The sequence below is a fragment of the Arthrobacter gandavensis genome, assembly GCF_015355785.1.
GTDB classification, from domain to species: Bacteria; Actinomycetota; Actinomycetes; order Actinomycetales; family Micrococcaceae; genus Arthrobacter_B; species Arthrobacter_B gandavensis_A.
In genome coordinates this window covers 251,922-264,691 of the sequence record NZ_JADKYW010000002.1, presented here as the reverse complement: position 1 = coordinate 264,691, position 12,770 = coordinate 251,922, and the positions used below count along the sequence as shown (strand labels likewise).

Sequence of the window (12,770 nt, the reverse complement as noted above, 5' to 3'; positions counted from 1 at the left end):
CCGCTACAGCTACCGGTACCAGTACGACGGCCGCGAGACGGTCCTGCATCCCGCGGCAGGCATCAGTCCGGTTGAGCTGCCGTGTGACGGCACGAGCCGGCCGCCGTCCAGGCGGATGACCCGGCCGGCTGTTTCGATGGACTCGTCGTCGTGCGTCACGCAGGCGACCGCCGCGCCGCGCGCAGCTTCCTCCGCGAGTATCTCCCGGGTACGGGCGCGGCTGGCCGCGTCGAGGCCTGCGGCCGGTTCGTCGAGCAGCAGGATCTCCGGGCGGCGGACCAGGCCCTGGGCCAGCAGGGCGCGCTGGCGCTGCCCGCCGGACAGGCTGGTGAACGGGCGCGCCTGCAATCCGCTGAGGCCAACACGCCCGATCGCCTCCTCGATGTCCTTCCGCGCCGCGGTTCGGCGGCCGCGGTAGTTACCCGCCCACGTCCCCATGGCGACGACGTCGGCGACCGTTACCGGCAGTGCCGCCGGGGCTTCCGGCCGCTGGACGACGAATCCGATGCTCCCCGCCCTGAGCACTGTGCCGGACCGCGGTTTGAGTACCCCGGCGAGAAGTTCCACCAGCGTGGACTTTCCGGCGCCGTTGGGCCCGGCAACTGCCACGAGCTCCCCGAAGTGCAGTTCGAGGCTGACATCATGCAGTGCGTCCGAGGCGGTGTAGGCGAAGCATAGGGAACGGGCCCGGAGGGCGGGTTGAGCAGGCATGACGTCATCCTAATCGGTTAAATGAGAATTATTCTCATTCGCATGTACGATGATCTGCCATGGACTGGATTCTGGAACCGCTGCAGGCGGACTTTGTGGTGCGCGCCTTGTTCGGCGGCGTCCTGGTGGCGCTGATCTGCGCCGTCGCAGGCACCTGGGTTGTGGTTCGGGGAATGGCTTTCCTCGGCGAAGCGATCGGACACGCCATGCTTCCCGGCGTTGCCCTGGCGACTCTTGCCGGAGCTCCGGTAATCCTCGGCGCAGCGGTGAGCGCCGCCGCCATGAGCGCAGCGATCGGCCTGCTGCAGCGGCGCGGACGCCTGTCCTATGACACCAGCATCGGCCTGCTGTTCGTGGGCATGCTCTCAGCCGGGGTGATCATTGTGTCCCACTCACGCAGCTTCGCCACGGACGCCACCGCGCTGCTCTTCGGCGACATCCTCGCTTTGCAGAACGCCGACGTCGCGGTGCTGGCTGCGGCTCTCACGGTGACCGTCGCGGTCGCTGCGGGCTTCCACCGGGCGTTCGTGGCCGCGGCCTTTGATCCCCGGATCGCCCTGACGCTGGGCCTGCGGCCGCAGCTGGCGCACGTCGCCCTGACCGGACTGGTGACCTTGGCGGTGGTGGCCTCTTTCCAGGCCGTCGGCACCCTGCTGATGGTGGGCCTGCTGCTGGCACCGGCCGCCGCGGCGCGCCCCTGGACCGCACGGATTCCCGCCACCATGGCCCTGGCCGGAGTCCTCGGCAGCACCATGACGGCTGCCGGACTGTTGATCTCCTGGCACGCGGGCACCGCTGCCGGGGCATCCATTGCCGCTTCCGCCATCGCCCTGGCCGCACTGTCCGGCCTTGTCCGCGCGACGGTAAACCGGGTGCGCCGCCCGGTACATCCGCTGCCCCTCAGTCCCAACACCGCGCCAAGCCCCGCCGCACGATGACGCCCTCCCGAAAGGAAACCATGACATCCCCTCTCCGCCCGCGGAGGCGGTTCGCGCGCAGCGCCGCTGTTCTGCTGACACTTCTCGCAGCTTCCGGCTGCGCGGAGACTCCCGCTCCGGAGCCCAACGCATCGGACCCGACGGCGGAGGCCGGCCACGGTGCGGTCGCCGGAGCCGCCGAAGTGTCCGAGCCGCCGCTGCAGCTGCTGACCGTCTCGGAAGACGGCCAGGTTGGCATGCTGGACCTCATCAACGGCGGAGCCACGGCCCTGGACCCGGTGCAGCAGCCCCGGGACCTCAGCACCGACGGACGCTACGGCTTCATCACCACCGACGCCGGGCTGGAGATCGTGGACAGCGGCAGCTGGAGCTGGGACCACGCGGACCACTTCCACTTCTACCGGGCCGAGCCCCGCCGCGTGGGGCAGGTCCCCGGGAACGGACCCGCCACGGTCACTGGCGCCGAGTTGTCCACCGCCGGGTCGACGGGCGTGTACTTCGCCGGCTCCGGTGAAGCGGTCCTGCTGGATAACCAGGCCCTGTCCGAAGGGCGCATCACCGAAAAATTTCGGCTCGACCTCGCAGCCGGGGGTGCCGTGGTGGCGCCCCTCGGAGACGGGGCGGTCATCAGCGACGGCGGTACCCTGCGCTTCCACGAAGCTGACGGCACCGCCTCCGAGACAGCGGCTCCCTGCGCCGATCCCGCGGGGGCCATCACCACCCGGGCCGGTGTGGTGCTGGGCTGTGCGGACGGCGCGGTACTGGCCACCAGCGACGCCGGGACGGTCTCCTTCGAGCAGATTCCCTATCCGGACGGTGCATTGACCGCCGCAGCCCTGCCGGCCACGGCCTTCGACGGCCGGAAGGGCCGTCCCACCGTCGCCGCTGTGGCGGGAGAGGCAGGGTTCTGGCTGCTGGACACCCGACAGCGCAGCTGGCAGCTGATCGAAACAGAGGTTCCTGTGGTGCACGTGGCTGCCGTTGATGATGCATCCGGTTCCGTCGTCGCCCTCGGCGCTGACGGCCGGGTCCGGGTGTTCCTGGCCGGCAGCGGGGAACTGGTTGCCACCACGGACCCGCTGGTTTCCGGTTCCGCGGCTGCCCAGGCCCGGATCGCCGTCGACGGCCAGCGCGCTTACCTGAACAACCCGCCCGCCGGCGTGGTCCATGAACTCGACTACGCCGACGGCGCCCGCGTGGCCCGCACCCTGCAGACCTCTCCCGTGCCCGACTTCTTCGCCGAGGTGGGACGGTGACCCGCGCACACCGGCTGGCGGCCGCGCTGGCCCTGCTCGCGGTGTCCGGTCTGACGGCATGCTCCGGCAGCGCCGCTTCCGGCGGCACCCCCGAGGTGGTGGTGACCACGAACATCCTCGGGGACGTGGTTGGCGCCGTGGCCGGCGAGGAAGCGCAGGTCACCACGCTGATGAAGCCCGACGCCGATCCCCACTCCTTCGCCATCTCCGCCCAGGAGGCAGCGCGGCTGGCAGCCGCGGACCTGGTGGTCAGCAACGGGCTCGGACTGGAGGAAGGCATGCAGCAGCACCTGGACCGGGCGGCGGCCGGAGGAACGCGGATGCTCGCCGCCGGGGACGTCGTCGGCGTCCTGCCCTACGGCTCCGGCGACGCTGCGGGAGCGCCGGACCCGCACTTCTGGACCGATCCTGCGCGGATGACCGGGTTCGTTGACGCGCTGGAACGGGAACTTACCGGCATCGACGGGATCGACGACGCCGCGATCCGCACCAATGCGGACGCGTACCGCGCCGAACTCGCCAGCCTCGACGAAGACATGAGCAGCGCCTTCGACGCGCTTCCCCAGGAGCGGAAGGCACTGGTTACCAACCACCACGTCTTCGGTTACCTCGCGGACCGTTTCTCCCTCCGGGTGGTCGGAGCCGTGATTCCGGGCGGGACCACCCTCGCCGCTCCCAGCGCGGCGGACCTGCGCGACCTCGCCACTGCCATCCGCAGTGCCGGTGTACGCACGATTTTCGCGGAGTCCTCCCAGCCGGACCGGTTGATGCAGGTCCTCGCTGAGGAGGCCGGAGTGGACGTCGACGTGGTGCAGCTCTACACCGAATCCCTCACCGCGCCCGGAGGAGGCGCAGACACCTACCTCACCATGATGCGGGCCAACACGGAGCGCATTCTGCAAGGCCTCACCCGTTGAGGCCCCATTGAAAGGAACACCATGAAAAGACCCGCCCACCTGACCTCGGCAGCCGCGGCACTTGCCGGCATAGCGCTGCTCGCCACCGGCTGCGCCACGGACAGCCAGTCAAACGCAGAGGAAGCTCCGGCTCCGGCATCCCACTCGCAGACGGGGAACGTCGCCGTCGCCTATGAGAACGGGATCGCCGTGCTCGACGGGCAAAGCCTCGAGATCATCGAGGAGTTCAGCACGGAGGAATTCACACGGTTGAACGCCTACGGGGACGGCCGCTCGGTCGTCGTCTCCACATCCGGAGGCTTCCAGCTGCTGGACACCGCTGCACCGGCCCTGACGGACCTGGTCATCGACGCGGACACACCCGGCCACGTAGTGCCGCACCACGGCAAGACGGTGCTGTTCGACGACGGCACCGGCACCACCACCATCCTGGACACCGACGCTTTCGCGAACGGCTACGGGGAACCGGAGTCCGCTACGTACCAGGCGGAGGCAGCGCACCACGGCGTGTCAATCGTGCTGGAAGACGGCACCCTCCTGACCACTATCGGGGATGCCACGTCCCGGACCGGCGCGCTGGCGCTGGAACAGCACGGAGACCACTGGCACGATCACGCATCCAGCACAGACTGCCCGGGCATCCACGGCGAGGGCACCGCTGCCGGCGAATCCGTCATCTTCGGCTGCGAAAACGGCGCGCTGCTCTACCAGGACGGCGCGTTCACCAAGTTCACGGCGCCGGATGAATACGGCCGCATGGGCAACGCCTACGTGTCCGAGACCAGCGCGATCGTCGTCGGCGACTACAAGGACGATCCGGACGCCGAGGGTTCGCTGCTTCAGGCACTGACCCTGATCGACACCCAGGAGCAAAGCTACGAAGTCCTGCAGATGCCGGAAAACGTGGAGTACACGTTCCGCGACGTCGCCCGCGGCCCGGGCGACCAGGCGTACATTCTCGGCACCGACGGATCCATCCATGTGCTGGATCCGGAGACCGGCGAGTTCACCGGCAAGTATGACGTAATCGGTGCCTGGGAGGGACCGGCGAACTGGCAGGACCCGCACCCCGCGATCAAGGTCAACGGTGACGTCGCCTACGTCACCGAGCCCGCCGCCAACACCATTCACGCGGTGGACCTGACCAGCGGCGAAATCCTCGCCTCGACTGAACTCGACGGCATCCCGAACGAGCTGGCCGTCGCGCTCCGCTAGCACCGGCGAACCAGGCTGCAGTGCCGGGGACGGGTGCGCCCGTCCCCGGCACTGCCGTGCCTGGCCTACCGCAGCAGAATATCCACCGCCCGCGACCCCGCAGTGCCAGGCCCCACCGGAACCCGCTCCAGCGTGCCGGACCGGTTGGCGGCGTCGTCGCGCAGGATCTCCGTAACCGACCCCAGGAACCGGGACAGGTCCACCTTGTCCTCCGGAGCGGCGAGCAGCAGCTGGAAGCCGAACTCGTGCAGTGCGTTGATGGACGCCTCGGCGAAGGACAGCGAGGACTTCACGAACGCCTCATCCATCATCACCGTGCCGTAGGTGCTGAAGCCCTGGGACACGATGCCCAGCTGGTACGCCAGCGCGGAGGCCAGAATGAACGCGGTGAAGCGCTGCCCCTCGCCGCCGGACATCAGCGACGCCTGCAGGTTGGTGAACGACTGCCCGTTCGCGAGCTTGTTGGTGCAGGTGATGGTCACGTGCGCGCGGACATCCAGGACCTCGGCCCGCCAGCGGCGCTCCTGCGGATCCTTCAGCTTCTCCACCAGGCCCTCAAGCGCGGCGTAGCGGGCGTCCATGTCCGCCTTGTCCTGCCGCACGCCCATCATCGGCAGCGCGTTCTTCAGCTCCATGCGGAACCGATGCGCGTCGTCCGGGACGGTGGTCTTGACCTCGATCTCCAGGTGGCTGTCCACGTGGTACGGCACGCGGCGCAGCACGGAGTTCAGCGGCAGCAGGCGCGCGGAGATGCTGCGGCGTTCCTCGTCGAGCAGCTGCAGCAGGTCGCTGAACCGCTCGTAGGTGCGGTTGTTGAAGTACTCGCGGAACTCCGACTCGTGCTGCGGCAGGCCCTCGGTGACAATGTCCTCGTACCGGTGCACGTACTCCTCGGCCGAGTCCACGCCCGTGCCGAAGTCCGAACCCCACTTCTCGCTGTACGTCTCGAAGGTGCGCTCCAGCCGGGTGCGGGTCTCCAGCAGGGTTTTATCCAGCCGCGCGGCCTCGGTGAGCAGGTTCCGCTCCACCTGCCCGGCGGCGTCGTTCAGGTGCACGACGTCGGTGATCTCACCGAAGGGGGCGAACAGCTCATCAAGCTGGGCGCGCAGGTCCTCGGCCAGGGCATCCGGTCCGCGGCCGGCCAGCGTGTCCCGGCGTTCGGTGGCGGCGGTGAGCTCGGCCTCGAGCCGGGCCAGGTCGCCCTTGAGCACACCGATCTTCTCGGTCGCAGCGGTGAGGTCCAGCTCCGCGGTGTCCAGCTCGAAGCGGATCTGCTCCAGGTCCGCGTTGGCGTCGCGTGCGGATTCAAGGCGTTCGACGGCGGCAGCCACCGCGGCGCGGTGCTCCTCGGCGCTGATCTCCTCGAATTCGCGGGTGTCCGCGGCGACCTTGCGGACTGCGGCGAGCCGGCGGATCAGGTCGTCCTGCTCCGAGGCGTGCTTGCGGGAGACGACGTCGGCCTCTTCGAAACTGGCGCGCAGGGTCAGCAGCTCACCGGCGAGGGCGGCGATCTTGTCCTTGTTGTCGAAGCCCAGCACGTTGTCCGAGGCCTTGGTGTGCCGGTCGTCCTTCTCCGTGGTGGAGGAGTTCCGCTTCACGGCACCGCCCAGGCTGACGCCGCGGGACACCTTGGCGAGCTCGTCCGGGTTCTCGACGCACTCGAAGTCGTAGTGCGCGGTGATCTTCCGGGCTACCCAGTCGCCCATGGCGGAGTCGTAGGTGCTGAGCTTGGTGATGAGGTCCCGCGGTCCGGGCTCGGCCGGGCCGTCCACGGGGATGCTGACGTCGATGCAGCGCAGGAAGCCGCGCAGGTTGGTTTCGCTGAGGTAGCGGGTGACTGCGGGCATGTGCTCGCCGGGGACCAGCAGGGCGGTGGAGAGCGGGCGCAGCACGCGTTCGGCGGCGGCACGCCACTGGGCGTGTTCGGCCGGGACGTCGATCAGTTCGCCGGCGAAGGGCATCTCGGCTTCGTCGATGCCGGTGGCTTCGCAGATCCGGGCGCGCTGCTCCAGGCTTTCCGGGCGGATGTTGCTGCGCCGGCGGCGGAAGGACGCGATTTCGGTTTCCAGCTTCGCGATGGAACCCTTCAGTGCCCAGGCCTCGCCGTGCGCGTCGGAGCTGCGCTCCCGGGCGGCGTCGACGTCGGCGTTCAGGGTCTTGATCAGCTCATTGGCCCGGCTGCGGGCAGTGACCAGCCCGGCGGGGGAGAGGTCCGTGTCGATTCCGGCGGCACGCAGGTCGGCGCGGAACGCGTTCTCCACGGTTTCACGGGAAACCAGCTGCGCCTGCGCGGCGGCGACTTCGCGTTCCAGGGTGGCGATCGCGCCGCCGCCCTCCTGCGTGTAGCGGGCGGTGAGCTCGGCGACCTGCTTCTTCAGCTTGGTGCGCTGCTTCTCGGCGGCCTTCAGTGCTTCGCGGCCGGTGGCGGCGGCGGAGGTGAGGCGGTCGACGTCGCGCTCGTGGCTGGCCAGCGCCAGACGACGGCGGTAGGCGGGCAGCCCGTCGGCGGTGAGGGCGCGGACGCGGTCCAGTTCGGCTTTCGTAGTGAGGAACAGGCGGTGCTGGTCCGGGACGTTGGCCAGGTGGTCGCGCTGCTGGCGGGCGCGTTCGAGCTGGCGCCGGATGCTGCGCAGGTGGCTGAAGTCCTCCACAGCCTCGTCGGCGGCGGTGAGGGTCTTGGGGGTGTCCAGGACGTGGTTGCGGAAGAAGTCGTTGACCGTGCCGCCCAGGCCCTTGCCGGTCTGCAGGATGCGCAGAAGGCCGAATGCCTTCTCGTCCTCCACACCCAGGGCGGTGCGGTACCGCTCGGCGAAGAGTTTGTGCGAATCGAAGATCTGCGCGCCCGGCAGCAGGGATTCAAGGGCACCCTTGGTGAACCGGCCGCGCATGCCGGTTTCGAGGGAGGTAATGTCCAGTGGACGGTTGTGCACGGCGTAGAAGCGGCCCACGTGGTGTTCGGTGCCGGTCGCGGGCAGGTCCATCAGCACGGAGAGGCTGGTGATCTGGCCCAGACCGTTGTCGAAGGTGAGGCAGACGGCGGACCAGGTGGCGCCGGGACGCTGGTAGGCGGTGCCGTCGCCGGCTTCTCTGCCCTGGGTGCCGAGCCGGCCCCGCATGTAGGAGAACGCGGTGCGCTTTTCCTCGGCTGCGGTGCCGCCGTTGTTCTGCGCTGCCTCGTTCATCTTGGGCCGGGCGTCCATGACCTGCAGGATCGCGTCGAAGATGGTGGATTTGCCGACGCCGGAGTCACCGGTGAGCAGCGTGCCGGCGCGGTCCACGTGGATGGTGTGCGCGCCGTCGAACGTTCCCCAGTTCACGATCTGAATGCGGGAAAGCCGGTTCTGGCCGGGGTTGATCAGGTCCCCCATGGGAAGGGTGGTTTCGATGCTCATGCCGGCTCCTCGCCGTCGTGCTGTGTTTCAGGAACCGCGTCTTCGGCGGTTTCCTCGGCGGGCGCTTCGTCGGCAGTGTCCGGCTCCGCCGGGGCCTCGGTCAGCGAGTTCATGAAGGTGATGATGTCCCCGATGTGCTCGTACGGCAGGGCCAGCGGCAGCGCGTTGGAGATGACCCAGACGTCGTCCAGCTCGGTGGGGAGCAGCAGGCGGCGTTCGGTGACGAGCTTGCGGATCGCGGCGTCGGCCAGGTCTTCCACGCCCTTGGCGTCGTGCGCCTGCGGGTCCACGTACTGCTCCAGGACGTCGAGAATGTCCTGCCGGGCGATCGTGGCGTCGTTGCCGGTGCCCGAGTGGCGGTCCAGGACCAGGCGCATGCGCAGCAGCAGCAGGGTTTCCTCGCGGGTCATTTCGCGCTGGCGCTGCAGGGCGGTGGTGTGCGGTTCAGCCATTTCCACCGGGCGCAGCAGGGCGACCTTGTGGTCCTCGTCCACCACCAGTTCCAGGAACAGTTCGCTCAGCCGCACGCGCAGCTGCTCCTGGTTATCCACCACGGTGTTGTACACGTTGTCCGAGGAGTTGGCGTCCAGGTACGGGCCGCGCAGCAGCCGGATCAGGGCCTGGCGCAGCTTCAGCGGCAGGGTGCCGGTGTCCCCGGGGAACAGTTCCGGACCGTCGATCAGGACGTCACGGGGCGGCTCTGAGTATTCCTCTAGCTCTTCCAACTCATTGTCGAAGTCTTCGGCGGTGGGGTTTTCGGTCATGACTGGCTTTCGGCGACGGTGAGGACGGGCAGCACCGCGGTGCGGGAACTGCCGTCGATCTGGAGGAAGGGGATAGACTCGCTCGCCGCCGTCGTCGTTCCGCTGTTGTCCCCGGTGGGGGCGGCGGAGGCGAGGAGCGCGCGGATGCTGTTGAGATGGCGGTGTTCGGCGGGCAGTTCAGCGAAGATCTCCGCGACGGTGGCGCGGCCCCGGCGGCTGCCGGCCCGGGTGATCGCGTCGCGCAGCACGCGGCGGTCGGCCTTGGGCGTGCGGGCGGCGCGGTGGATGTCCGCTTCGGTGAACGACGGCGGTGCGGGCAGCTTCCGCGGTGCGGCGTGCTCGGCGGGGTCGTACGTGCGGACCATGCTGAGCGATTCGAACGCGGACGCGTAGAGCCGCGGTGCGGGCACGACTGCGGAGCGACGGCGTCCGCGCGGGGCCTTGTGGATGGCGGTTTCGGCGGCGCGGATGAGTTTGCGCAGCTGGACCGATTCCCGGTACTCGTCGCTCTGGACGTAGGTGTGCAGGGATTCGGAGAGCCGGCCGTAGATCCGCTGGATTTCGGCGGCCTGCTCGCGCATGTCGCTGATCATCCGGTATAGGGCCTGCCGGTCGCCGGGGGTCATGGCGTCGGCGAAGTCGCGTTCCAGGACCTGCGCGATGGCGTGCCGGAAGCGTCCCTGCTGGTCGGCGTCGTTCAGGAAGGCGGTGAAGCCTTCGTAGGTGCGGCCTTCGCTGGTGCTGCGCAGGCGCTTGTCCGCTTCGAGGATTTCGCCCATGGTCAGGCCCTTGGAGGCCTGGGATTCGACCATTTCCTGGCGGAGCGTGTGCAGCATCTTTTCGAGGCCGTCGCGCATGCGCTTGAAGTCGGCGGGCAGGGCGGCGGCGAGGTCCAGGATGTCGCGGGCGGCTTCGACGGCGGTGTCGTCGTCCAGGGGCGGGGGAGCGTCGCCGGCGCGGAGGGACCGGATGAGGTCTTCGCGGCGGGCGATCTCTTCTTCGAGGACGGCGATGCGTGCTTCGGGGTCCGGGTTGGATTCGTGCGCCAGGGATTCCACGCTGGAGAGCAGGGTGTTCAGGCGGGAGGAGTTCAGGCTGGTGGTGTCGCCGGTGAAGCCGTCCAGGTAGGAGAGGAACCGGACGGAGGGTTCGGTGAGTTCGTAGACGAAGCGGCCGTCGGCGCGGGGGCGGGCCAGGAAGCGGCGTGCCACCCAGTCATCGGCGTAGTTTTTGCCGGTCCAGTCTTCGCGCAGGCTCTGCCCGTTGAGCCGAAGCTGCTGCAGGAAGGAGTCGGTGAGGCTGTGGAATTCGTCCAGGGGGATGCGCGGGCGGGTGCGGGTGAAGGCCTCGCGGAACAGGGCCAGGACCCAGGGGTTCGCGTTGGTGAGTTTCCAACCGGGCGAGGCCTGTAGCCGCTGCAGCTCCGCCCAGCGGGCTACCGCGTTTTCTGTGAAGGACATGCTGCGCTTTCCGCCCGGAACGAAGGGGTAAAACGGGCCTGTCTGATTTTAGCTGAGGTGGGAGGATCGACCTGCCCAGCGGTCACGGTGGCTGAGACAACGCGAGGAAATCGCTCGGGGCCACGAGAACACACACGATTAGTTGTCATAGGCGCTGACATCGGCATCCGCTTTAAATGATGGCCCTTCAATGATCGCCTGAGGACGACGCAGATGCCCCTTCTTAGCGCGGCCTCCGTGGATGCCGGAAATCTAGGTCGGTGGATCCTGATTTAAGACGATGGTCCGGCCACTACTCCGAAGCGGTGTAGAACCCCGGTCTTCCAATGTCGGCGGAGCCGGTGAAGTAAACGACCGAACATCCTTCACCTGGCAAATCTGGCGGGGTCTGGTTCTCGAGCACGACGACTTGCCCACTGTGGTGTTCACTCAAGTATTCGTAAAAAGCGTCGGCAACAGACTGGCTGAGGAACTCGTCGCGATCGGGAGTTTCCTCAGAATCGCGGTACGTAAGGACCGGAGTGTCCAGGACGACGAAGCCGGGATGAGGAAGCGTACGTTCTGCGCAGAATTCGCTGAGCCCCACAGCGAACCCTGCATGGAGAATGGACCTGATTCCCTTGCCACGGTCTGCCCGCAGACGACCCTCGATGTAGACATCAGGATTTTTTCCCATTTCGAAGTGGCTATCTGACGCGCCAGGCACCTGCCATGTTTGCAAGACCCTATTCAGAGTGTTGGAAAACTCCATCACGACGCTTTTTGAAATTGCTTGGGAGGCTCCTGAGGCCGCTTCCGGAGTCTCTTGGGACACGGAACCCCGCAAGGACTCTAGATCGGAGATCTGATCCCAGAGCCCAACTTCTCGCTCAAGTTCGGAGCGCTTTGTCAGAAGTTCAGCAAGGTCTGCCCGTGCGGGTTGAATGCGCGAATCTAAGCCTCCGATGCTTCTCGACAGGTCATCCTTTACGCCGACCGTTTCGGCGATTCGGGAGTTAGTGCGGTCCTCATCCCGTGCCATGTCAGCTAGCGTCCTCCGCAGATCGATCCTGAGAGCTTCTGTTTTCTGAGACTCTGACCGTACCGATTCGGCAATAGCCGTCGCCTCATGCTCTGCGTGATGGGAGGTCTGGGCCTGTGGCTGCGCGCCGCAGAAAGGGCACTCTCCAAGGTCGATGTAGCCGAGAAGGCCCCCGGCTTCTTCGATCATGGCTAGGCGAGCGAGGTCGGCTGCGTACTGTTCCTCGAGTAGGTGGAAACGAGCATCGATCAGCCTTATCTCACGAAGCTCTTCTCTGAGGGCGTCCTCCTGGTGTTGTGCTCCCCGCCGCCACTCAATGAGCGCATCTCTCTCTGATACAAGTTCTGTAACTGATGCCGAGGCTGAATCTATGGTTGCGTTGATGCGTGCCAGCTGGGCAGTGAGCTGGGGGCGATCAGCGCCATTTGCGAGTCTGTCCCGAACACTTTCCAGCGCCCTATCCAAGACTGCCAGCTGCCCTCGATTGACTTGTCGGAACTTTCTCGGATCCTCGCCTGTAGTGATTGCGGAATCGTCTTCACCCTCTACGAGCAATTTGAATGCGGAGGACTCTGTGGTTCGGGATTGAGGTAGACCGGAGTGGATTGGTGAGGACTTTGTGTGAATTCGGTTCTCGTCGATCAGACACAGGTGCATGAGATTCCGGATGCTCATGCTGACGACGTCATTGATACCGTTCTTCCGCAACATGGAGCCGGCTATGCCCAACTCGTTGAGCAGGAAGTGCGAGACAGTATTCGGGTTTCCCTTCTTATGTTGCCAAAGGAGCGTTTGGCTTGGGACTCCTTGCGGATGGCTTCGCAGGTCTTCCTCGAAGACCGAAACTCGATTTCCGTTGCGCAGTTCCCTTGCAAGGGTGACGACCAAGCCTTCGTTCAGCTCCAACCCCAGTAGGAGTGTTGTGTAGGGCTCAGCTTGGGGAATGTCCCGAATTGCCTTCCCTCCAAACATATAGTCCAGGGCTTCTACGACGTAGGACTTCCCCGTCTCCGAGGCCCCATAAATAACCGTCAGACGAGGTGCAAACTCGAGCGTTGACGGTTCGACGTTCGGCCCTGTCGCCGTCAAGTGCAAT

9 protein-coding genes are annotated in these 12,770 nt (G+C 66.9%); 4 read left to right on the top strand and 5 right to left on the bottom strand.

All coding sequences use genetic code 11. From position 1 onward, the window contains the following. Nucleotides 1-9 precede the first annotated feature (9 nt). Complete coding sequence (gene aztA, locus ITX31_RS01240; protein WP_194781669.1) at nucleotides 10-711, bottom strand: zinc ABC transporter ATP-binding protein AztA; 702 nt, start codon at nucleotides 709-711, stop codon at nucleotides 10-12. 59 nt (nucleotides 712-770) lie between these two features. Between aztA and aztB the strand changes: the two genes are divergently transcribed. From aztB to aztD, 4 genes are read left to right on the top strand one after another with little or no spacing between them, the layout of a single operon-like run. Next, the gene (aztB, locus tag ITX31_RS01235; protein WP_194781668.1) at nucleotides 771-1,649 is read left to right on the top strand and encodes a zinc ABC transporter permease AztB; all 879 of its coding nucleotides are present in this window, start codon (nucleotides 771-773) and stop codon (nucleotides 1,647-1,649) included. 20 nt (nucleotides 1,650-1,669) lie between these two features. Further along, nucleotides 1,670-2,905, top strand: a complete 1,236-nt coding sequence (locus tag ITX31_RS01230) for an ABC transporter (protein WP_194781667.1) — start codon at nucleotides 1,670-1,672, stop codon at nucleotides 2,903-2,905. Then, nucleotides 2,902-3,822: a zinc ABC transporter substrate-binding protein AztC gene (aztC, locus tag ITX31_RS01225; protein WP_323745540.1), complete on the top strand. Its 921-nt coding sequence runs from the start codon at nucleotides 2,902-2,904 to the stop codon at nucleotides 3,820-3,822. Before ITX31_RS01230 ends, aztC begins: the two co-directional genes overlap by 4 nt. Nucleotides 3,823-3,843: 21 nt before the next feature. Then, complete coding sequence (gene aztD / locus ITX31_RS01220) at nucleotides 3,844-5,037, top strand: zinc metallochaperone AztD (RefSeq protein WP_194781666.1); 1,194 nt, start codon at nucleotides 3,844-3,846, stop codon at nucleotides 5,035-5,037. Nucleotides 5,038-5,102: 65 nt separating this feature from the next. Here aztD and ITX31_RS01215 read toward each other — a convergent pair whose 3' ends face one another. The 4 genes from ITX31_RS01215 to ITX31_RS01200 form a co-directional block, all read right to left on the bottom strand. Next, on the bottom strand, nucleotides 5,103-8,429 hold the full coding sequence (locus tag ITX31_RS01215; protein ID WP_194781665.1) for an ATP-binding protein: 3,327 nt from the start codon (nucleotides 8,427-8,429) through the stop codon (nucleotides 5,103-5,105). Beyond that, the gene (locus tag ITX31_RS01210) at nucleotides 8,426-9,193 is read right to left on the bottom strand and encodes a DUF4194 domain-containing protein (protein ID WP_194781664.1); all 768 of its coding nucleotides are present in this window, start codon (nucleotides 9,191-9,193) and stop codon (nucleotides 8,426-8,428) included. The genes ITX31_RS01215 and ITX31_RS01210 overlap by 4 nt, the downstream gene beginning before the upstream one ends. After that, nucleotides 9,190-10,653 (bottom strand): DUF3375 domain-containing protein, encoded by a 1,464-nt coding sequence (locus ITX31_RS01205; protein WP_194781663.1) that lies wholly within the window; start codon nucleotides 10,651-10,653, stop codon nucleotides 9,190-9,192. Before ITX31_RS01205 ends, ITX31_RS01210 begins: the two co-directional genes overlap by 4 nt. 292 nt (nucleotides 10,654-10,945) lie before the next feature. Beyond that, nucleotides 10,946-12,763 (bottom strand): ATP-binding protein, encoded by a 1,818-nt coding sequence (locus tag ITX31_RS01200; protein WP_194781662.1) that lies wholly within the window; start codon nucleotides 12,761-12,763, stop codon nucleotides 10,946-10,948. Nucleotides 12,764-12,770: the final 7 nt, after the last annotated feature.